Source organism: Robertmurraya sp. GLU-23 (genome assembly GCF_052983275.1).
This window is the reverse complement of sequence record NZ_JBRKCV010000019.1, coordinates 1-19,673: the sequence shown is the minus strand read 5'-3', so window position 1 is coordinate 19,673 and position 19,673 is coordinate 1. Positions and strand designations below refer to the sequence as shown.

23 protein-coding genes are annotated in these 19,673 nt (G+C 35.2%); 9 read left to right on the top strand and 14 right to left on the bottom strand.

Going from position 1 to position 19,673, the window contains the following annotated elements:
* Nucleotides 1–2: 2 nt before the first annotated feature.
* From ACVBAX_RS21425 to ACVBAX_RS21410, 4 genes are all read right to left on the bottom strand, one after another.
* A complete protein-coding gene (locus ACVBAX_RS21425) occupies nucleotides 3–341 on the bottom strand; it encodes a PrgI family mobile element protein (RefSeq protein WP_447118777.1) in 339 nt (112 codons plus the stop codon).
* 84 nt (nucleotides 342–425) lie between these two features.
* Entirely contained in the window at nucleotides 426–797 is a 372-nt protein-coding gene (locus tag ACVBAX_RS21420; protein WP_447118776.1) for a pilin, read from the bottom strand.
* Between the two features lie 226 nt (nucleotides 798–1,023).
* Nucleotides 1,024–1,254 (bottom strand): hypothetical protein, encoded by a 231-nt coding sequence (locus ACVBAX_RS21415; protein ID WP_447118775.1) that lies wholly within the window; start codon nucleotides 1,252–1,254, stop codon nucleotides 1,024–1,026.
* Nucleotides 1,255–1,314: 60 nt separating this feature from the next.
* Nucleotides 1,315–1,548 carry a hypothetical protein gene (locus ACVBAX_RS21410; RefSeq protein WP_447118774.1) on the bottom strand — a complete coding sequence of 78 codons (234 nt, stop codon included), beginning with the start codon at nucleotides 1,546–1,548 and terminating at the stop codon, nucleotides 1,315–1,317.
* Nucleotides 1,549–1,684: 136 nt separating this feature from the next.
* On the opposite strand from ACVBAX_RS21410, the gene ACVBAX_RS21405 reads away from it, so the two are divergent.
* Nucleotides 1,685–1,852 carry a hypothetical protein gene (locus ACVBAX_RS21405; protein ID WP_447118773.1) on the top strand — a complete coding sequence of 56 codons (168 nt, stop codon included), beginning with the start codon at nucleotides 1,685–1,687 and terminating at the stop codon, nucleotides 1,850–1,852.
* A gap of 96 nt (nucleotides 1,853–1,948) precedes the next feature.
* On the opposite strand, the gene ACVBAX_RS21400 is transcribed toward ACVBAX_RS21405, so the two are convergent.
* The 5 genes from ACVBAX_RS21400 to ACVBAX_RS21380 form a co-directional block, all read right to left on the bottom strand.
* Nucleotides 1,949–2,308, bottom strand: a complete 360-nt coding sequence (locus ACVBAX_RS21400) for a hypothetical protein (RefSeq protein ID WP_447118772.1) — start codon at nucleotides 2,306–2,308, stop codon at nucleotides 1,949–1,951.
* Nucleotides 2,309–2,410: 102 nt separating this feature from the next.
* Nucleotides 2,411–3,676, bottom strand: coding sequence for a DUF3854 domain-containing protein (locus ACVBAX_RS21395; RefSeq protein ID WP_447118819.1), 1,266 nt, complete (start codon nucleotides 3,674–3,676; stop codon nucleotides 2,411–2,413).
* 35 nt (nucleotides 3,677–3,711) lie between these two features.
* A complete protein-coding gene (locus ACVBAX_RS21390; RefSeq protein ID WP_340906870.1) occupies nucleotides 3,712–4,005 on the bottom strand; it encodes a DUF4258 domain-containing protein in 294 nt (97 codons plus the stop codon).
* Between the two features lie 191 nt (nucleotides 4,006–4,196).
* Nucleotides 4,197–5,765, bottom strand: coding sequence for a hypothetical protein (locus ACVBAX_RS21385; RefSeq protein ID WP_447118771.1), 1,569 nt, complete (start codon nucleotides 5,763–5,765; stop codon nucleotides 4,197–4,199).
* Entirely contained in the window at nucleotides 5,737–5,982 is a 246-nt protein-coding gene (locus ACVBAX_RS21380; RefSeq protein WP_447118770.1) for a helix-turn-helix domain-containing protein, read from the bottom strand. Before ACVBAX_RS21380 ends, ACVBAX_RS21385 begins: the two co-directional genes overlap by 29 nt.
* A gap of 974 nt (nucleotides 5,983–6,956) precedes the next feature.
* On the opposite strand from ACVBAX_RS21380, the gene ACVBAX_RS21375 reads away from it, so the two are divergent.
* The 7 genes from ACVBAX_RS21375 (at nucleotide 6,957) to ACVBAX_RS21345 (ending at nucleotide 12,733) form a co-directional block, all read left to right on the top strand.
* The gene (locus tag ACVBAX_RS21375) at nucleotides 6,957–8,000 is read left to right on the top strand and encodes a Rad52/Rad22 family DNA repair protein (RefSeq protein WP_447118769.1); all 1,044 of its coding nucleotides are present in this window, start codon (nucleotides 6,957–6,959) and stop codon (nucleotides 7,998–8,000) included.
* A gap of 94 nt (nucleotides 8,001–8,094) precedes the next feature.
* Nucleotides 8,095–9,222, top strand: a complete 1,128-nt coding sequence (dnaN, locus tag ACVBAX_RS21370; protein ID WP_447118768.1) for a DNA polymerase III subunit beta — start codon at nucleotides 8,095–8,097, stop codon at nucleotides 9,220–9,222.
* A gap of 74 nt (nucleotides 9,223–9,296) precedes the next feature.
* Nucleotides 9,297–9,626 (top strand): hypothetical protein, encoded by a 330-nt coding sequence (locus ACVBAX_RS21365; RefSeq protein WP_447118767.1) that lies wholly within the window; start codon nucleotides 9,297–9,299, stop codon nucleotides 9,624–9,626.
* A gap of 7 nt (nucleotides 9,627–9,633) precedes the next feature.
* Nucleotides 9,634–10,161: a hypothetical protein gene (locus tag ACVBAX_RS21360; RefSeq protein ID WP_447118766.1), complete on the top strand. Its 528-nt coding sequence runs from the start codon at nucleotides 9,634–9,636 to the stop codon at nucleotides 10,159–10,161.
* Nucleotides 10,145–10,858 (top strand): hypothetical protein, encoded by a 714-nt coding sequence (locus ACVBAX_RS21355; protein ID WP_447118765.1) that lies wholly within the window; start codon nucleotides 10,145–10,147, stop codon nucleotides 10,856–10,858. Before ACVBAX_RS21360 ends, ACVBAX_RS21355 begins: the two co-directional genes overlap by 17 nt.
* Nucleotides 10,859–10,889: 31 nt before the next feature.
* Nucleotides 10,890–11,864 (top strand): hypothetical protein, encoded by a 975-nt coding sequence (locus ACVBAX_RS21350; RefSeq protein WP_447118764.1) that lies wholly within the window; start codon nucleotides 10,890–10,892, stop codon nucleotides 11,862–11,864.
* The gene (locus tag ACVBAX_RS21345; RefSeq protein WP_447118763.1) at nucleotides 11,864–12,733 is read left to right on the top strand and encodes a ThiF family adenylyltransferase; all 870 of its coding nucleotides are present in this window, start codon (nucleotides 11,864–11,866) and stop codon (nucleotides 12,731–12,733) included. The genes ACVBAX_RS21350 and ACVBAX_RS21345 overlap by 1 nt, the downstream gene beginning before the upstream one ends.
* A gap of 132 nt (nucleotides 12,734–12,865) precedes the next feature.
* On the opposite strand, the gene ACVBAX_RS21340 is transcribed toward ACVBAX_RS21345, so the two are convergent.
* The 5 genes from ACVBAX_RS21340 to ACVBAX_RS21320 all read right to left on the bottom strand — a co-directional run bounded on the left by ACVBAX_RS21340 (nucleotide 12,866) and on the right by ACVBAX_RS21320 (nucleotide 17,426).
* Nucleotides 12,866–13,714 carry a hypothetical protein gene (locus ACVBAX_RS21340; protein ID WP_447118762.1) on the bottom strand — a complete coding sequence of 283 codons (849 nt, stop codon included), beginning with the start codon at nucleotides 13,712–13,714 and terminating at the stop codon, nucleotides 12,866–12,868.
* 15 nt (nucleotides 13,715–13,729) lie between these two features.
* Entirely contained in the window at nucleotides 13,730–14,410 is a 681-nt protein-coding gene (locus tag ACVBAX_RS21335; protein ID WP_447118761.1) for a hypothetical protein, read from the bottom strand.
* Nucleotides 14,410–14,991 carry a hypothetical protein gene (locus ACVBAX_RS21330; RefSeq protein WP_447118760.1) on the bottom strand — a complete coding sequence of 194 codons (582 nt, stop codon included), beginning with the start codon at nucleotides 14,989–14,991 and terminating at the stop codon, nucleotides 14,410–14,412. The genes ACVBAX_RS21335 and ACVBAX_RS21330 overlap by 1 nt, the downstream gene beginning before the upstream one ends.
* 111 nt (nucleotides 14,992–15,102) lie before the next feature.
* Nucleotides 15,103–15,981: a tyrosine-type recombinase/integrase gene (locus ACVBAX_RS21325; protein ID WP_447118759.1), complete on the bottom strand. Its 879-nt coding sequence runs from the start codon at nucleotides 15,979–15,981 to the stop codon at nucleotides 15,103–15,105.
* A gap of 494 nt (nucleotides 15,982–16,475) precedes the next feature.
* Nucleotides 16,476–17,426, bottom strand: coding sequence for a hypothetical protein (locus ACVBAX_RS21320; protein ID WP_447118758.1), 951 nt, complete (start codon nucleotides 17,424–17,426; stop codon nucleotides 16,476–16,478).
* A gap of 865 nt (nucleotides 17,427–18,291) precedes the next feature.
* Between ACVBAX_RS21320 and ACVBAX_RS21315 the strand changes: the two genes are divergently transcribed.
* On the top strand, nucleotides 18,292–19,263 hold the full coding sequence (locus tag ACVBAX_RS21315; RefSeq protein ID WP_447118757.1) for a hypothetical protein: 972 nt from the start codon (nucleotides 18,292–18,294) through the stop codon (nucleotides 19,261–19,263).
* The last annotated feature ends 410 nt before the right edge of the window (nucleotides 19,264–19,673 follow it).

Sequence of the window (19,673 nt, the reverse complement as noted above, 5' to 3'; positions counted from 1 at the left end):
TTTTATTTCACCATCCAGTCTTTAGGTTTACTTCCTTTTCTCCAAATCCCAATTTGTCCTTTATAACCAATTTTGATCATTATGTATTGATCAAAATTCAGATGAAGTTTTTGTTTCTTCCAGAATGCAAAGATAAAAACTACAATTAGTGTAGGAATAGCTGAAATCAGAGCAGCTACACCACCGATAATAAAATTGGGGAATAATTTGAAGACCATAGGGACATATGCATATAGGAGGGCTCCTCCTGCAACGATATAAATCAGTTGCCTCTTAGAGATGAAGCCTAAAATGGTTTTTTGCTCTGAGGACATGTCGATTGGCACTGTTTCTTTTCTCACGAGTACACCTACTTTTAATAAAATGTACCCCTCTAAAAATGAGGACTTAGAGGGGTAGAGAGAACAAATATATACGTTTTTTTATTAAGAACCGAATCCTGCAAACCAACCAGCTATGGTTGTTGCTTTCACGATTATGAAGATTCCTAGTCCAGCCATTAGGATACCAATGAAACCTTGTGAACGCGCTTGAGGGTTTCCACCTTGTGCTGCAGAAAGTTTCATACCTGCGAAGATTAGGCAGCCGATTACCCAGAACCCACCAACTGCTGTTACGAAATACACGATATTGGCAAGATCTGTATAAATCTTACTGTTCTTTAAATCCCCTTGTGGTGTGATACCTGATTTTTTCCAAGCCGCTGCCGCTTCTTCTGGTGAGAATAGTATTAATGCAACTGCGAATACTGCGGTCATCGTTAGGAAAGGTAAGAATTTTTTCAAAGTCTTTTTCATTCCTGTCACCTCCTATAGTTCTATAAAGAGCAACAAAAAAAGCCCCGAAGAAACTATCAGAAAAGATACAAAATGTACCTTTCTCATAGGTCTTCGGGGCTCTCCCGTTAGCTATTTATGTAATATAGGTATATCTTAATCCAAAACTTTCACATGGTCAATACTTTTGTCATGTCTTTATTTCCTTATTTTTAGGGAATTATGACGATGGAATTTTTTCACCATTCTACATAGCTTTCTCTATCATTAATCTTGTAGCTACACCTGCTATATATAACTCAACTGCTCTTTTATCTTCTTTTAAACCATGTTCCTCGATCTTATCAATAATATTCTGGCCGGTCCCACGTTCCTCAATGACTCCTAAGAATCTTTGCAAGGTAAAGCTACGACCCATTGGAGGTGTAATGATGGCATTTCTTTGTAACCCACATGCTTCTAGATATTCACTAAGCATTCCTAATCACTCCTTATACTAATATCCGTATTTTGAACATCGATTCATAGCCTTATACAATTACATAGCGTTTCGTATCAAGTAAATGTCACCGACTGCAGATAAATAACTGACCAGTAGTTGCTTATCATTCCTGAAAGGCAATATATCTAAAGAACGAACAAGATTATGGGCCTTCCCTAAATCTTCAAAGGTTGAAACTAACCATTCAATAGAAAATGTATGTCCAGTCATTGGTGAGGTTACTAGAGTATTGTTATCAATTCCACGCACTTCTAAATACTTTTTCAGCATGCTATCACACTCCGAAACTATATTGTTACTATTATGGTTCCCAGTTTTATAGATTTTATACAGGATAATAGAAAATTTGAAAATGATGATATGATATAAAAAGAGGATTGAATAAACGATTATGGGAGCGAGTGTATTGAGAGACAGATTTGATACGATTCTATTTATAGTTACGTTTCTTATAGGATTAGGAATCATCTATTTTATTCCGAATGGGAAGGATGGATACTGGTTTATTCCCCTAGTTGTTTTTTGGGCTATTCGTTTTATAAGAAGAATAAATAAAGTGAAAAGAGAAAAGTAGGTTATAGAAAAAAACCATGTGCAATTTCTGTACATGGTTTTGTGATAAGACATTAGTGATTTTTCCCTCTATTTTAATATAAAAATAATAAATATTTTAACTCCTTAGCGCTTGTTTTCCCTCTAACTCCTCATCAACATAATTCATCGCATCTGTTGCTGTAGAGAAAATTAAAGGTTCTTCACCATCCTCTTCTAAGGGGACATATTCGCCACCGATAAACGAATAAAAAACACCTATTACCCATCCATCTCCATCAGGATTTTTCAACACATGGTACTTAGGTTCCTTGTTACCCAAATAAGTAACAAGGATATGGTAACTAAAATAACCCCCTTGCTCACTTCTTGTCCAATGAGTGTATTGCTGACAGGTAGTACATATCCAATTACCTAATTCATCTTTTTCCATATCGACATTTTCACCACAAATTAAACAATCAGGTACAATATTCAATCAAACTCCTCCTATCCAGTTGTTTTATCAAATAAAAAAGAAAGCCTATACTAAAAAGTAAGACTTTCTCTTTTAACTACGTAAACGACCTTGTCATGAAGTTTAAAACATTTTCTTCATATGCGGTATTTTATCTCCAGCAAGAAGAAAATCGTCAATTCCTTTCCCTTCATCCTCGTTCCATAAAATTAAGTTCCCTTTGAAACCTTGAAGTTTTAATTCCTTCGCACATTCCATCAAATGTTTCTTAACGTGAGGATTTGAAACAGCGTCCGCATCGAAACATAGATTCACTTGCTCTACTCCCATTTCTTTCAATACTGGAATAGCTAAGCGCCATGCTCCTACACCCGGAAGTGCTAAAAAGGTATCACCAATATCCTCAATCTCAAGCGGATCATATAGCTTTTCTATACAATCAGCTGCAATGTCACACTTCAAAGGACCTTCGGATAACCAAGCAGTACGAGTCTTTAGTAATTCTCCTTCTTTCCAGTTCTGTAATTTCTTTGTTGGTACAGCAACATGGATAGGTGCAGGGTTTCCTGAACCCGTCCCATGAGGTTTATTAGCGGATGATAGCCAAAAGTACCGATTTCCTTTTACTACACGAATCCAACCTTTAATATCACCGTCATGATAAATCGTTGTCCATTGTTTACCTAGATTTACAAACTGTTCAGAAATGATTTCTCCTTCGAAAGCCACTTGTACTTTATTTGGTTGTTCAAGCACTCTTGCTTTTATTCCTGGACCATTGGTTTTCACTTCAACGATATTAGGAGGATTATCAATACGGTATTGAAACCCAACGATTTCGTTGTAATGATTACGAAACGGAATTAAAATTCCTTTTGTTCCAGCGATTGTCCAGTATTTTTCGTCCTTTAGATAAAAGCCAGGTATCCCTTTAAAGTGGTCAATTTCTAACCCTTCTTGAAGCATACGAGCAATTTCCCATGGTTTATCTGGAAAACTACTGTATTGCCTAACACTAACTTGATCGTCGGTTAATTGTCTTTCTTGAGACACTAAATGTTTGTAATGATCGTCCTCTAACTGTAAACAATCCAATAAAGACCGAAATACCCCATTTAGCACATGGTTCTTCTGTTTTGGATAGCCCTCATTTAGAATTTCGATCTCATCTTGGTCTATTTTTTTCCTCTTATCACTCTTTAAAAAGTGAAGATAGCTCGGTAAAGCAGAGTTTTTAGAGAAGAATGTTTCACTCTCTACTCGGATACATGCCACAACTGAACCATCTATATTCACCATGCATCCACCTGTTTTACCACAAATCACACACGGAGTGCGATAATACTCGAACCAATCTTTAATTCTTGTCTGCCTCATAAGTTTCATCATCAAAAACGTCAGCCCTTTTTATACAGTTTTATAGTTTAAATACAGTCCTTGAAACGAAAGTGGTCGATTGGCGGCATAACCGTTACTAGTTTGTAGGACAGAAGAGATTCCTTTGCAACCACAATTACAATGGGGTTATCATCTTTATCTCGTCCTGCAATGGCCACTTTGTTAACTCCTTGTCGTTCTACAATTTCACCTGTGAAGATTGCAGAAACAATGTCACCTTTGGTATACCCACGCTTTTCTAAGCGTTCTTTGGTGTGAGTACCAATAATAATTAATCCTTTTCCTGTCATTAAGACCTTTTTTAGCTCTTTTAAGTTCATTCCTTTCACCTCCATTGGTTTAAATAAAAAAAGCGACCTCTGGAAAGAAGTAAATGAGAGCAACTCAAAGAAAGCTCTGTTTACCTCGATCCAAAGATCGCTAGTTTAATAGTAACCGCTAACCCTACATATAGTGGGTTGCAAAAAAATTAAAAGAAAAAAATAGATTACTATTATTCTAGCACCATCATTTAGTTTGAATCAATACTACCCATTAACTTTCTTTTTAACCTTAACCAAAACGCGGGCTTATACTGTTCCCCTAAATCCTCACCAATCAACTCTTTTGCCAATTGATAAAAAGATGGCTCTAATTTTTTAAAAGCAACTAAGTTATCAATAAGCGGCTTATTCTGATGTTTATTGGCTACACATAAATCCCACATGGCAGGTAGAACAGCGATAAGTGGCAAATTAAATTTTTCTGCTACATCTTTCGGACGACTTTTTAATGGAGTGGTTCTACTATGAATAAGTTTGATTGGAAGCTGATACTTGTCTATTAAAGTATTACTAATAAATTCTTTCCAATCTAATTGTCGATCGAAATCATCATCAACAAAAACCCATAATTCATCTAAATGAGGAAGAGAGTCTAGTGTTGCTGCGTCCATTTCACCAGTCGGTAAATCAACCATAACAAATTTGGTTCTTTTCACCGCTAAAAAATAGTTATTGGTGAATTCTTTATCTCTTTTATAGGTTAAATCTTTAATCCCTAAAGGAAACCATCTAACCCCACGATACATCCATAAAGACTTATTATTTGGTTCTGTTGTTGTATGGAAATTTTCAATTAGGGATACCCAATTGTCCGGCTTGGAACCAAACCGTTCTAGTATTTTCAAATGATGTTGATTTTTCTTTGGTACCTCAACCACGGCTATAGGTGCTTCAAATTGTTGAAGATAGATAGCAAAATCAACAAGGAAGGTAGTAACACCAGCTGATAAAGGAGCCCATAGACCGACTGTTTTTTTATTCTTATATGTGACAAGGTCCATCGCCTCGCCTATACCGAGTGCTTTCTCAGTCAAAGAACTATTCTTTTTCCCACCTTTAGATTCCTGAATTTTTGAAGCCTTTGTTTTTTCTGTAGTGTATTCTGTCGAGTCTTCTTCAACCACTGTCTTTTCAGCTTCAACTGACTCCATGTTAATTGGTGTCTGACCAACTTGTGGTTCTACTTCGTCGTTGGTAACTGAAGTTTCATTCTCAGCCTCATCAATGTTAACGATTTCTGGTTTCTTATTCTCACTAATTTTGTTTTCTTCAATTTCCCTTTTATTAGAATCCTCTTTTGATTCCTCAACGGCTTGGTTAGCAAGTGGATCTTTTACTTCTATCCGCTCTTGGTTAGAAACAATCGGTTTGTCATCATTCTTTTTTAACTCGCTATTTTTGGGGGATGGTAAAATTCCTTGTCGCTTGTCGTATTTTAAATCATTAAACTTTGACATCCGTATTTTAAATACTAAATCACTAGAACTTATACAAATAACAATGTTTGAATGGTTTGTTTTAATCTGGTTGGAGGGATCTAGAATCATTACCTTTCCGCTTAATTCAGTTTGTTCGAGAACTTTCACATCTACGAGGTCACAGCTTACTATACAGAGGACAAATGGAGAACGTAAGGCTGCCATTACTTCGCTCTTTGATTGAAGAGAAACAATCGGAATACCTGGTTCAATAGATTTAATTAAATCTTGTATTTCTTTACTATCCTTCTCAGAAGTCGCTAAAAATATCTTTCTCATACATCTCTTTCTCCCGCTTCAAAAAGTCATTAATTCGAGCTCGAAATTGAACGGACAGTGGGAGTTCACCTCTTTCAATCTGTCCAAGATAACTCGTACTGACACCTACTGCCTTTGCAAATTGATATTGTGATAGGTTTAAGCGTTTACGAAGGATAATTAATCTTTCTATATCGTCTTCAATTTCAATCTCATTAAGTCTATATACCGTTAACATAAGAATCTCCTTTCTATGTAAATGAATAAAAAAAGACCGCAAAACTCCCCCTTATATTAAGGGAGAATTGAGCGGTCATCGCTTTAATTAATTGAATTATAGACCTATTATACCATATTAACCCTTAAATTAAAGAGGTATTTCCTTACTTTTTAGGTTAGTTCGGTATCGCCAATTAAATTCATATCTGTTCTCTTCACAATCTATCAAAGGCATTAAGCCCTTACGAACCATTGCTGTTAGTGAATTATATCACTTCCCTTATATGTCAGCTCTAATCTGTTCCATAACTAAGTTTATGTAAGATGTTCTACCACTTTTTATGAACATATTGGTAACTATATAAAAACAGGTAGGAAAATAGTCCTCAACCGAAGAATTTCTCTTTAAATCTAACTGATGGAGGGTGAACTATGGATTACGATGATTTAGTTTTGTACAAAGGAAAGAAGTATACAATATTTCATAATTACCACAACGGTAATTATGAGATTCGGAGCCTGAATGCTAACATAGTTGATTACGTCCTAGTCCATGAGTCAGAACTTCAAATATTGGTTAGAGTCCTCCCTTAGATAGATAGGAGGGGTCCTTCTAAAAACATCTAAAAGGCAGTTCATTCGATTTTGATACAAACTGCCTTTGTGGTTGTTTTATTTAAGACACACGACTATGAAGTATAAAGATTATTAGATTGACTTAAATTAATCCCCTTCTATTGTCTATTCTTTCAATCAATTGTATAATATCGGCATAACCTTTTTTCTTTTTTGATTTTTTGGCAATCCTTTTGTTGGGATTAGCGGATTCTATTAAACTATAAGCAGCCTTTGAGGTTGATGGAATACATGAAGTGGCATATTATTTATGCTTATTTCTGTAAAACTATCAATTCTCAAAGGCTTTTTTGCGTTTAAAAAACAATAAGTCACGAGGTGTAGAGGTTATCTATAAAATGTTAAGGGGCTGTTTTTATGTTAAAAAAGGATTGTACGATGGAAGAAGTTATGGAGAAGTTACAAGCGCCATTTCCTTCTAAGGACATTGAGTGGAGAGTTAGTCGTAGTGGGATTTCAGCAAAAGGACCTTGGGCGATGGTTCTAGCATATGTAGATTCTCGCGCCATTCAAAACCGTTTGGATGAAGTTTTTGGACCCGCTGGCTGGCAAAATGAATTCACTGACTTTCGAGGAGGAGTACTATGTACGATCTCATGTTTTATTGACGGTGAATGGGTAAGTAAAACTGATGGTGCTGAACCAACTAAGTTTGAGAGTTTCAAAGGAGGACTTAGTGGAGCCATAAAACGTGCAGGTGCACTTTGGGGAATTGGAAGATATCTCTATAACCTCACAGAAACGTATGTTGAAGTGTCATCTAGTAAACAACCTGGAGCCATTTATATCAACGACGAAAAGTCTAAGGTTAAGGGACATTGGATGCCTCCAAAACTTCCAGATTGGGCTTTACCAGAGAATGAAAGAGGAAAAGGAAATCAATCCTCTCGTTCTACTCAGAATCAAAATTACGGTAATTCCCAACCTCAGAAGCAACAAACAGGCAACGAACCATCCAAGCAACCTAAACAAAATCAGACACAATCAAATAAAAAGCAATCTGATGGATTTAACCGAATTAAGGTTCTAAATGATATTGATATGTTTTTGAAGAATACAGGCTTAATTAACAAACAAGAATGGATCATTCCATTGTTTAAACGAGTTAATCCTAACATTCAACAAAACAGCCTTTCAGAAGTTGGTAAACAAGCAACAGAACAAGAATTAGTGCTTTATTACAATGTATTAAAGCCTGTTAGTGATTTAACTTTGCTTGCTAAACACTTTAAGGTTTCATTGGAGGCTGTACTTAAGAGATATGTTCAAATACTAGTTCCTACTGTAAAGGTTGAGAGTTTATTTTCTTGCTTTACTTATGTAACCATCGACACCGTAAAGGAAGTTTCCGAAATGGTGAAGGAGGACTTACAAACAGGAGCATTACAAAGAATCGCTTAATTAGCGGAGGTATGCACAAAGAAGAGGTTTTATTCTTCTTTGTGCTTTTTTTATTTAAAAAACAAATGACTAAATATATTTGGAGGAATGAATCATGGAATTAAAAATCAACCCTACCGTACTTGGTGAAGCATTAAAGAAAGTAGAAAAGGTGGTAAACCCTAAACATAGCACTCCTATCCTGCAAGGCATATATATCGAAGTGACGAATGAAGAGATTATCTTTATTGGTTCAGATGCAAATGAAACATTTCGTTTTATGGTTGCCGTAGATGGAGAAAATGTTGAAGTGATTAAACCAGGAAGAACGGTTGTATCAAAGCAAATAACAGAAGTCTTAAAGAAGTTTAAAAAGGAAATCACCATGAAATTAAATGGACATATCCTTGCTATTGCTTCAGGACGTTCTAAGTTTGATATGAACACCTTTGACCCAGAGGAATATCCAAAGCTTCCTTCTTACGCAATTGACCAACCGACTTTTTCTTTTAAAGGAACAGAGTTTCATGCTGTTTCAAAGAAAACTGTCTTTGCTGCTGCGGAATCAGAGACAAGACCTATCCTAACGGGTGTTTGCTTAAATATGAGCGGAGATTGTATGAACTTTGTTTCAACGGACTCTCACCGGTTAGGGCAAGTGAAAACTAATTCTAACACTGGAAAAGACCTGAAATTTGTCATTCCAGCCAAATCTTTAGATAAGTTGAATAAAACATTTGATCTCGCACAAGACGTACATGTTTATTGTGAGTCAGATAATCAAATTATCTTTAGAAACGGGCCGTTGGTTTTCTATTGTCGTCTCTTAGAGGGAAATTATCCTGATACCTCTCGTCTCATTCCGAGTGAATTTAAATCGGAAATGAAAATTAATCGAAAGGTATTTTTAGAGGAGTTGGAGATTGTTCGAGGAATCGCTGTTACAACAGATAATGGGAAGAACGGAATTGTAAAGCTACATGTGAATGGAGCAGCTACAATTTCTTCACACACCGCTCAAACAGGAAAAGGACAATCAGTTGTTGAGTACGAAAGCATTGAAGGTGAAGAGACCGAGTATGATATCTCCTTTTCAGCAAAGTACTTAATTGACGCTCTTAAGGCGATTGATGATGATTTTGTGTTCTTTAAGTATCAAGGGAATATGAGACCATTCTTAGTCACTCCTTGTGAATCAACAGTTGATGAATTGCAATTGATCCTACCTGTTAGAACGTACTAATCCAAGAGAAGAATAAAAAACATTAAAGTGAGCGTTGCTATCATTGCACGCTCCTTTTCATTGGGAGGAATAACATGAGTACCTTTAAATTTGACCGTTTTACTCAGATAGTCGAAGAGAAGAAAGTAGAAGTGTTACATCAAAGGAACGAGCAGAATTATGTATTAATGGTCATTCAACAAGGTTTGCCTATAAATGATATTAATTGGAGTGCCTTTGGAAGAGCTCACATTATGGATGTGATGGAGGAATTAGAAGATGCGATAACAGATGAAAATGAGGATGGTGAGCTATGTTTGAACCCTTACCACCCTTATACTCAAATGTTCATGATTTCCAATAAAATTAGCGGTTTGGTTGATGTTCAGAAGGTAAGGCCAACATCTCCCTTTCCGTTTATTTAGGAGGTTCATGATGCAAACAAGAGATGATCTTTATCAGCATCAATATTCATTAAATACCCTAATGCTATTAAAAGTAGCATACGATGCGGGCATAAACATGAACGTCTTTTCTGACTACGCAATCGGTAGTAGCTTTGAAGATTACAATGATTTATCTATCTTCTTATGTGCAATTAGAGAGATAGTGGAGATTTGTGAAATGTACTCAAATTATGACAAGGACGATGAAGAAGACATTAAATATTGGTGTAATCAAGCCGGTTATAGCAACCATTTGTACAGTACCACCAATATCATTGTCTTACTTGATGATCAAATCAAGGAATTCGAGAATCGGGGTTTTGGTGGAGGATATAACATAAATCAATGGTACGTAGGATATGGCGAAATTGTTCATTTTGATAAGGGCATACTCATCGCCTATGACGAAGAAGATGGCGCTGTTGATTGGGCAGATCCACTTTGTATCATTTGTGAAGATATATTGGCAAAGATTTCAGTTGAGGAGAGTGAAAGTTATGAAATGGCAGTTTGAATTATCAGATTGTCCAACAAACACGAATTATCCTATCGTGGCTTACCAAGTTAACGATAGCGGAGTAAAAAAAGGTCCGTTTCATATAGGTATTGAGGATTTCATCAAAGCTCTTCAATCTCAGCCAGATAATTTATTAGATGCTGATGGAGCAAGATTGGATGAACTTAGTACACCTGCCCTTCCTATAGGTACCATTCGATATTCAGCAAATGAATCTCGTTCTAGACAGAGGGTAACTATGGAGATTCCTCAGAAACAATGGGATATCCGATATGGGAATGATATGAACGAATTTTTTACAATTGGTTTCCCACGAATGATTGTTCAGTATCTAGTGATCACTCATGGAACAACACAAGTCATTAGGGAAATGAGGATATATGCTGCTCTGAATGATGGAAAGCCTATAACAGATAATACACCACTTTATACCTTCCCCTACCCGAATGTAGGAAAGGAAAATGCCATTGTCTGTTGGGGCCAAAATCAACGTTTAGAGGTGGAATCTTTAGTAGACCTAGAGCATTCCTTCCGTTGGTTTGTTTCAGCTCCATTCAATGAAGATCATGGAGTAAGAACAACATTAGGGATTAGCAATTTTCGGAAACTTATAGACAAGATTGAGGACAAGCCGTTTGATGACGAATGGCTGGTGCAATCTAAAAAGACATATGGAGAGTTATTTTTTAATTAATTTAAAACATACCTAGAGGAGAGATTTTATTATGACAAAAGTTAACTTAGAGCAAACGGATATCTTTAGCATGTTTGATATTGTGGACGAGGTAGCAGAACAGAAAAAGCGTGAAGATGAGGAGCGTAGACAGAAAGCGGAAGCTCTTAGAAAGAAGATGGACCTAGCTAAACAAGCTAGCCCAACTACACCTTCGGCAACACCCGCTTCTAAACCAGAGCCAGAAAAATTCGATGTGAATGAAGATACAGTTATACGCCATTACGGTGAATCGATTGAAATCACATCGTACTTTACGACAGAAGAACTTGCAGAAGGTCTTTTAGTTAAGAAAAAAGAAGGCGAAGATGAGCGCAAACCTCTTGATGGAGAAATGCTACGCAAACGTATGGAGAAGGATTATCCGGAAATGGTGAAAGAGCATACGGAAGTCGTATTCTTAAAATCTAAGAATCTCGTAATCGTTACGCAGAAAGCAAAGAAAAAAGGATCAGATTGTATGGAGGAATCGTTGTCTTATGACAGCGGTTCTTCTTTTTCTGCTTTTCCTTTCCCTCGAATTCCTTTTACTGTACTAAGAGATTTTGTTGCAGTAGCAAGATTTTATGGGGAGGTAGAGTTAGAAATACATGCAGATATTTATTTACAAGATGGAAAGTACTTTTTAGACTTCCCGCAACAATATGTAAATCAATATTGGGTCCAAGTGATTGAAAGCTCAGAGGACATTATTAAGAGAGTAGAGGACGCGGTAAAGGTGTTAGAAATCCATTCTCATCATAATATGCAATCTATCCCCTCTTCTCAAGACAATCAGTCTGAGAGAGTGCCAGGACGCTATTATGCCATTGTAGGAAATACTCATAAGTTTTTCCCAGACATAACAGCTAGAAAATATATCTCCAATGAGTATGGTTATAGAAACCTAGAACCTGAAGAAATCTTTGAGAATCCGTTTCATAAAATTCCCGCATTTAAGGAAAATGCGATTGAGGTGTGTCTATAATGACTATAAATATATTAAAAGCAGCTAAGCATAATTGGTACGATTATAAGGAGTTGTTCCCTTTTATCGTGTTGATTGGGACGGGCGGCACAGGCGGTTATTTGGTTCAACATATCGCTCAACTTCTTGGAACTTCAAAACAGAAGGCAGCCTTTGTGATTGCAGATCCAGACACTATTGAACCTAAGAACTTAGGTAATCAGTTGTTTTTGGAAAATGAAGTAGGTCTTAAAAAAGCAGATGTCCTCGCAAGTCGTTATTCGGCTGCGTATGGCCTTGACATTGGGGCGTATAGTGATTCTTTTGTTGAAGATACAAAACAGCTCAGAAGCCTATTTTCAACGGAATACATGGACACGAATATCAATCATAGCAATACACTTATCCTTCCAATTGTTATTGGATGTGTAGATAATAACTTTAGTCGTAAGATCATGTATGATTTTTTCAAATCGACTAGATGTATCTATATTGATAGCGGAAACGAAAGTGTAACTGTTCCTTCCGATTGGAGAACACGTCCTCAAACACAATGGACTGAAGAGGAACATCAGGCATATAAAGAAAGCGGTTGGAGTGGACAAGTAGTTACTGGTGTTAACCTGAATTTATTCAAGCAAGAATGTGTAGCAGAAGCTTTTCCAGACGTTTTAGAGGATGATGATGAGGTACGGCCGAGTGAATTATCATGTACTGATTTATCAGCTTCTGACCCTCAGAGATTAATCGTTAATAAGCTTGCTGCGTTAGCTATTACTAATATATTAACTCAAATAGTCGAGGAAAAATCAGTAGGTAGTCATATTACTTTTTTTCATGCGAAACGTGGCTACATGAGGGCAACTGATGTACAAAAAGCGAATAGTTAAATAGAATATAACTTCAGATGAGTCAAAAAAAATAAAGTGTTCACCATAGAAGAAAAAGGATAGATGATCAGGAATAATACCTGTACTCATCCATCCTTTTTTTGTTTAAGTGGTCATTGATTTGACTCCTGTTTAATTAAATTGAAAATAATCAACAACACTTGAAGCAGTAATCACAATGTTCTTTCTTTCAACTTCATTCATCACCATTAATCTTACAGCTACACTATTAATAATAGATTCCTGTTGATTTGTGTTGACTTGATTTTTAAGACTAACATTTAAAAAGTACATTATTTGTTCTTCTTCTCTATTCATGCGAAGTACAGTCACTTCACCAATCTTTTCTAGACCTCTATAATCAGAATTAATGATTTCCCATACCTCACTATTATCATTGATGGCTATTAGTGTTAAATAGGACTGGGGATCGATGTAGGAAACATCGTCTATATTTGCTAAAATCCCTCTGAATTGAGGTGTATATGATTCTATATCTCTCTTATTAGCTTCATCTTTAAATGCCCATTTAGTCCCTAAAGAAGCCGTATTTAAAGAGATATCCATCAACAAGGGGTAAACATCCTCGTACTCCATAACTAGCCAAGAAGTGAGCTCTCTTAACGCGTCATTTGTAATGATTTCTTCAATACTATTATTTGTAACTGTTCGAAGCATATCAGGAATTTGTTGAGATATCATACCTTCCGCTTGACGGAAAAAGTCATCTTCAAATTGAGAATCTCCATTTATTATCTCTAACCCCATATAATAACCGTTAGTGATTTGCGACTTAATACTAGCAAATAACATCTCCTCCATTTTCTCGTGTTGAGCTTCCTTTACGACCAGCACCAGTTTAGATTTATAGTATTCAAATATGGTAGCAATGTCCTGGTTAAAATCCTGATTGTTTTGGAAATGTGCCTTTAATTTTTGTTGCATATATTCATATAAGTTATTTTCTGTAGTCATTGTCATGTAATTTCCCCATTTCTATTCTGTTGTTGTTTCTTCTTTAATTTGATTTAAATCAGTACCTAATAAATATGGAGGCGCTGGACTATCATCTTCATATTTCCATACTCCGTTTTCTTTTTTAATCGTAGTGATGAAATACTCCTCACCGTTTGTAGTGACTACTTTTCGATAAAAATTACCTTCTCTCTTCATACGATCGAAGGAGAGATTAGTTAGTGTATAAGAGTCACCTGTAATGTTTTGTTTCTTAAATGATTCTTGAATACTAGTAAAAATGGCAATCGTATCTTTTTCACTTGGTAATTCAGATTTAACCCTTTCACTCCCATGCTGAAGGAGAAAATCATAGTATTTTTTCGCATCTATTTGAGATAGATAGAAGTTATAAAGGACTTGAGATGCGTATTTTGAGAATTCAGTAGCATCTTCATATTGATCTTTTGTTTCAACCTCAATATTTGAGACTTCCTCAAGAACATCTAAATCATTTTCTAAAATGACTTCATCCAAAGGTTTCTCCATTTTTTTGTAGACCTCATACTTTTCCTTATCACTAAGTTGTGAAGCTGCTTCTGCTTTTTCTTTTTCTGCTTTGACTTGTTCTACTCTCTTTGCTTCTTCTTCAAATCTACTGTCACTACATGCTGATAATAGGAATGAAACGGATATAACCGCTGGAATAATTGGGAATTTCATTATTTCACTCCTTCCATTAATTTTTTCTTCTCTTTATCAGTAAGAAAGTTAATTAACTCAGCGCTATGTATTGCTGGTAAATCATTAATGCAATTTAAGACAAAGTTTGGAATATTAGCGATCTTTATTTGGTTAGTTCCAGGAACAACCGGAACCTGTAAGTGTTGTTCCATGCAGTATGCAAGTGTTTTAATGTGCTCTTTCTCAACTGTAGTAGGAATGGAGATAGTTTCGAGCTTCCTCTCTCCAAAGAGATTAATACACAATACAATAGATTTTAGATTAAGAAGTTTTGGATCCATGATAAAACTAAATATTTTGTTTCCATCTTTAAACCATTGTGGATATAAAGTTTCCAATACAGAATGCGAGTGGAGGTACAGTTGCCCTCTTTTTGAGTTAATATCCATAAAATCTGTTAATTGCTCATTTTTTATGGTTTCTGATAAATACCAAGACTTTTTTCTATCGAAAGGAACAGTCAAGGACCTTTCTATTCCTGCTCTTACTCCAAATTCCCCTTCTCCTATTAGTAAGGCAGTGGCCAGATCATGAAGGTTTTTGGTCTTCTTGTTTTTCACTTCCACGACTCCCTTTTAAAAACAAAAAAAAGAAGTGCCTAAGAGAACCTATCTCATTTCTGATAGGTAATTCTTGGGCACTTCCCATTTACGTTTATATTGTTGCTCCAATTATACACTAAGTTCGTTTTTTTCTTCAAGGTCTTTTTGGTGAGCACCTGAAGTAAGCATCTTAACAAAGTTTGATGTAGTCATTTCTTCAATACCCAATTCTTTTGCTATCTGCTGAATAGGTAACTTTTTCATATATAGATCATAGGCAATTGCCCTACGAATAACTAATAGGTTTAATGGCTTTTTATCAGAAAGGAAATCTTGGGATATATACCTTAAATGATTTAGAATTGACATTACTTCAATTGGGCCACCGATATCCGAACCGTGAGGCTTAGTTGTAAAGACATATTCAGAGTCATTGAATAATGTTTCATAGTAATACTCCAAGAAATAAGAAGCTTCTTTATCTAGCAAGGTGATTTTTCGATTCTTTAGATTGATGTCTACCTGATCCTTAAATGTATGGTCAATAACATCCTTTTTCTTAAAACGGAAATCAGCTGTCTTTAAGCCTTTTGCAGCTAGAATAAATAAGGCTTTCCTTAGTTTAGAGTAATCACTGTTAGATAAAACCTTATCCACTAACCTTGAAATTACCTCATAAGATATTTCCACTACAGGTTTTTCTTTAACAGCGTATCTTTTAATCTTTACTGTTGGATCAATTGGCACTATGTTATTTTCCCAAAAGTAGTGAAACATAGTTTTAATAATCGCCAATTCCTTATTAACTGTTGAAATACTCTTATCTTTATCTATCTGTCCATCTAAATATTGCTTAATATCTAATGGGTTTATTTCATGGGGGTCTTTGCTGTCTGGATATAACTGATTGATAAATACAAAAAATTGACTAACAACCCGTTCGTAACTTCTTATGGTTTCATCACTATATCCCTTTTGTTCAATAGACCGTATAAATCCGTAAGGCATATCCAAACCTCCCCTCCTTTAAAATGATTATATAACAATTTTACGATTGTATGTTCGTTATTACCTACATTCTTCCAAAATTATTTGCCTCAATTCTCTTTTCAATGTTGTTTTGATAACTAGCTTGAAGTAGAATCACCTTAACGACTTAATCCTTTGTTCATAAATATTTACGGTACAAATGTACCCTCAAATGAATATATAGAAAAGGTTGACGTAGCTAAGGAAATAACACACCCCTGCAACTTATTCAATAAAAATCAAATAAAAAAGCCTTAATCTGGTGAAATTTCACGAGATTAAGGCTTTTTAAATTTCTAGATTCATATATTAATTTGCAAATGTAAGTATGATCGCAGCTAGGAGGGTTACTGTTGCGACTCCTACAACTGTAGTATCTATTTTTTCCATAGTTTTATCTTTAAATAATAGGAACATGTCGCCCCACCCCACTCTATTGATTGATTATAGTATAAAACATACGTTCGTAATAATCAATCATTAATTTGTATAAGATTGTTATTTTTACTATTATCTTCATCAACTTGCTCTAATTCCAACTGAGCTTTTGAAAATTCCTCTTTTTCTAACAATAATTTCTCATTAAGCTTCTCTTTTTTCTTCAACAACTCATTCATTTCTTCTTTATGAATTGCAATTTGCTGGGTGATTTCTTCTTCCATTTTTTCTTTTAAACCTTTTTCTATCTCGCTAGACATTTGTTCTACGTCTACTTCATCGGCTTTTTTGAAAAGATCAAAAAAAGATGGCTTCTTTATACTTTTCTTTAAGGAAGTAGCTAATAGCTTACTATGTTTATCCTCTAAATAGCGCATCTTTGCATCCGACTGAATTTGATGGATTAGTGTTTTCTTAGATTCAACTAATCTATCTATATTTGCAATGTCACTTTCATATTTAAAGATCCGAGTAATTGCATTTTGTAGGATTAAACTCTTTTCTACTCTTTGTAATCTAGATTCAAGCACCTGTCTTTGAAGATCGGGGATTTCCAGACCAGCTGCAACCTCTCGATAAGCAGATTGACTATCTCGATTTAGAATTTTGGGATTTCCAACTGAAACTGAAGGTTCCCAACCTAACTCAGCTAAAAGATCAACAGTGGTTCTCCCCACTTTTTCCATTAGGATGAAAATGATATGTAACCGAAATATACTTTTATAATCTAATCTATAATACTTCCCGTATTTTTCAGGTTGAATGTAATTGATTAAGTCTGAACGAAAATGATTTCTTATTGTTGAATCAGAACGCTCTATAATTTTCCCTGCATCTACTGTGCTATATGTAACATCCTCGTGCATAGACAATATTCCAGGAGTAAACAAAGCATCTTCAAGACCTTCAATTACTACCCTTCTATAAAGTCTATCATCCTTAGCTTCTTCAAGCAGCAATTCCTTAATGTCTCTGGTTTTACTCATATTTACACCTCCTGATTGTGGATTTCTACAGTAACTATTCAAAATACTACACTTTGACTACAGAAAAATCAATAGAAACCTTGATATAACAAGCGTTAAGCTACCGCGGACAACTTATAGCGGAAAAATCAGAAGGCGCAAACGACTTTTAGCGATTGAAATCTAACTCAAGCAATTACGTTAATGAATGTAAGATTAATAAATCACCCACGTAAAAACGATTCAATTATGTTCTTGAATTTAATGTAACGTAAACGCTATAAGTTGTCCGTTGACAGATAACGCTTGTAATACCGATAAATAATAGAGAAGCAGTCGATTTTGAATGAAGTTGAACGCTGATTTCGTTTGAATTTACCTGAATGAAAGATATTTTATAGGATTCATATTATATTTTCTTTGTGTGCAGTATATTATTCAAGTTGAAATTCAATCACCAACGTAATCATTAATCGTTTTTGTAAGTGAATGAACTTGATTTATAACGCTACGAGTCGTTTGTGGTGAGTTAACGCTTGTTATAATAAGGCTTCCAGGTAACGGACGTACTTGATCGAGTGTGATTGAATTGGCTTGATGATTTTTTTGAACTTCAATCTAATCTTTAATGATTAATAAAATTAGTGATTCTTATGGGTGGAATCTAATGTAAGCCTTGTTGTGTTTTTCGTATTTGTGTGCGAATGAATTCGTGCGAGTGATTCCGCTATAAGTCGTCCGAGGTACGGTAGCGCCTTAAACATCAACGTTTCTGTGGTTTTGGAAGCTCTTATGGAAGGAGACATTCCAATGCAATAATTGTCGATTGTAATTCATTCTAGACAACAGGTATATTTGGTAGAATCTAAGTGAAGGAGGACTTTATATGAAATACATACTATTTTTCTGCCTTTCTTGTTCTTTATTACTAACTTCTTGTTCTAAAAAAGATACAGAGGTGGAAGGGAAAACTAAGGAGGAAGTTACTGAAGAGGTGAAACTTTTACTTGAAAAAGGACAGTATAATAACGCAGAATCTTTAACTCGTGATACTAGAGGTGAGACGGAAAATACTAGTGAAATTGAATACTATAATAGACTTTATGACTTTATTGGTTTAAAGGAACTATATGATCAGAAACGCTATCCTACGCTAATAGAGAATTATATCGATTCTCCGATTAAGGATAACCTGCTACAAAAGGACATAATTGAAATGCTAAAATATTCTTTTGAAGTACTTATTGACAAGGAAAGGCATGTATTAGCAACTAAACTCTATAACTCACTAGACATAGAATCCAAATCGGATTTAGGAGAACTTAATGATAAACTACAGGAAATAGCACTAAGCGTAAAGGAACTAGAAAAAAACAAACAAGAACAGGTCAGAGAAACATCCTCCAAATCTAAAATTGAACAGTACCTCCAATACATGAAAGAAGGAAACTATTCAAAAATCTCTTTAGACAGCGCTTCAAATCTATCAAACTTCGGCAAAAACTTTTACCATCTGAGTATCGCGTATGATTATTTTTATAATGACAGCAGTATTAATTATATCCAAGGACAAGATTCCTTACCGGAAATATCCTTGAATGCTATTACAGAGCCCCTTCCAGAAGTACAGCCTTATATTGACCAGTTAAGAGTTGAAATTAATAACAAAAAACAACCATCTAAAAATTTTGGGGTCAAAATCGGTATGACTAAAGATGAAGTCTTAAATTCATCCTGGGGCAAACCAGATTCAATTAACACAACAACCTCAGTATATGGAAATAGTGAGCAATGGGTTTACGGGAACGGAAATTATTTGTACTTTGAAAATGAGGTTTTGGTTACTATTCAAAATTAATGATCCTTCCTATGAAAATTATTCTGAATATATAGGAAAACTGAATATCACACTCAACTGCGTTCGATTGGATAATCTTAGGTTTAGGTTGAGATTGAATGGAGATTAACGTTAAGTAGCGTTTGCGCTATGGGTCGTCCGTGGAGCGTTAACGCTTGGTATAACAGCATTTTCTATGGTTAAACTCAATTTTGAAATTGAGTTATTCATATCTTAAAAACATCATCTAGATACACTGGTTAACGCAATTGATTGGAATAAAAAAGAGGAACTAACAATGATCGTTATAATATGGTACCTGTAGTAAGGACACTTGAAAAAGAGTGTTTTATCTACAGGTATTTTTTTATATACTAGAATTTCAACATATGGGGAATTAGGGGACGTCATGAGTAAAATAACATTTACAA

Bases quoted from the DNA above. Each gene is read 5' to 3' on its own strand.
- ACVBAX_RS21360 (WP_447118766.1), top strand. From the start codon at position 9,634: ATGATGCAAACAAGAGATGATCTTTATCAGCATCAATATTCATTAAAT.
- ACVBAX_RS21340 (WP_447118762.1), bottom strand. From the start codon at position 13,714: ATGACAATGACTACAGAAAATAACTTATATGAATATATGCAACAAAAA.
- ACVBAX_RS21390 (WP_340906870.1), bottom strand. From the start codon at position 4,005: ATGAACTTAAAAGAGCTAAAAAAGGTCTTAATGACAGGAAAAGGATTA.
- ACVBAX_RS21315 (WP_447118757.1), top strand. From the start codon at position 18,292: ATGAAATACATACTATTTTTCTGCCTTTCTTGTTCTTTATTACTAACT.
- ACVBAX_RS21395 (WP_447118819.1), bottom strand. From the start codon at position 3,676: ATGATGAAACTTATGAGGCAGACAAGAATTAAAGATTGGTTCGAGTAT.
- ACVBAX_RS21365 (WP_447118767.1), top strand. From the start codon at position 9,297: ATGAGTACCTTTAAATTTGACCGTTTTACTCAGATAGTCGAAGAGAAG.
- ACVBAX_RS21355 (WP_447118765.1), top strand. From the start codon at position 10,145: ATGAAATGGCAGTTTGAATTATCAGATTGTCCAACAAACACGAATTAT.
- ACVBAX_RS21345 (WP_447118763.1), top strand. From the start codon at position 11,864: ATGACTATAAATATATTAAAAGCAGCTAAGCATAATTGGTACGATTAT.
- ACVBAX_RS21415 (WP_447118775.1), bottom strand. From the start codon at position 1,254: ATGCTTAGTGAATATCTAGAAGCATGTGGGTTACAAAGAAATGCCATC.
- ACVBAX_RS21325 (WP_447118759.1), bottom strand. From the start codon at position 15,981: ATGCCTTACGGATTTATACGGTCTATTGAACAAAAGGGATATAGTGAT.
- ACVBAX_RS21420 (WP_447118776.1), bottom strand. From the start codon at position 797: ATGAAAAAGACTTTGAAAAAATTCTTACCTTTCCTAACGATGACCGCA.
- ACVBAX_RS21335 (WP_447118761.1), bottom strand. From the start codon at position 14,410: ATGAAATTCCCAATTATTCCAGCGGTTATATCCGTTTCATTCCTATTA.
- ACVBAX_RS21410 (WP_447118774.1), bottom strand. From the start codon at position 1,548: ATGCTGAAAAAGTATTTAGAAGTGCGTGGAATTGATAACAATACTCTA.
- ACVBAX_RS21380 (WP_447118770.1), bottom strand. From the start codon at position 5,982: ATGTTAACGGTATATAGACTTAATGAGATTGAAATTGAAGACGATATA.
- dnaN (WP_447118768.1), top strand. From the start codon at position 8,095: ATGGAATTAAAAATCAACCCTACCGTACTTGGTGAAGCATTAAAGAAA.
- ACVBAX_RS21385 (WP_447118771.1), bottom strand. From the start codon at position 5,765: ATGAGAAAGATATTTTTAGCGACTTCTGAGAAGGATAGTAAAGAAATA.
- ACVBAX_RS21320 (WP_447118758.1), bottom strand. From the start codon at position 17,426: ATGAGTAAAACCAGAGACATTAAGGAATTGCTGCTTGAAGAAGCTAAG.
- ACVBAX_RS21375 (WP_447118769.1), top strand. From the start codon at position 6,957: ATGTTAAAAAAGGATTGTACGATGGAAGAAGTTATGGAGAAGTTACAA.
- ACVBAX_RS21350 (WP_447118764.1), top strand. From the start codon at position 10,890: ATGACAAAAGTTAACTTAGAGCAAACGGATATCTTTAGCATGTTTGAT.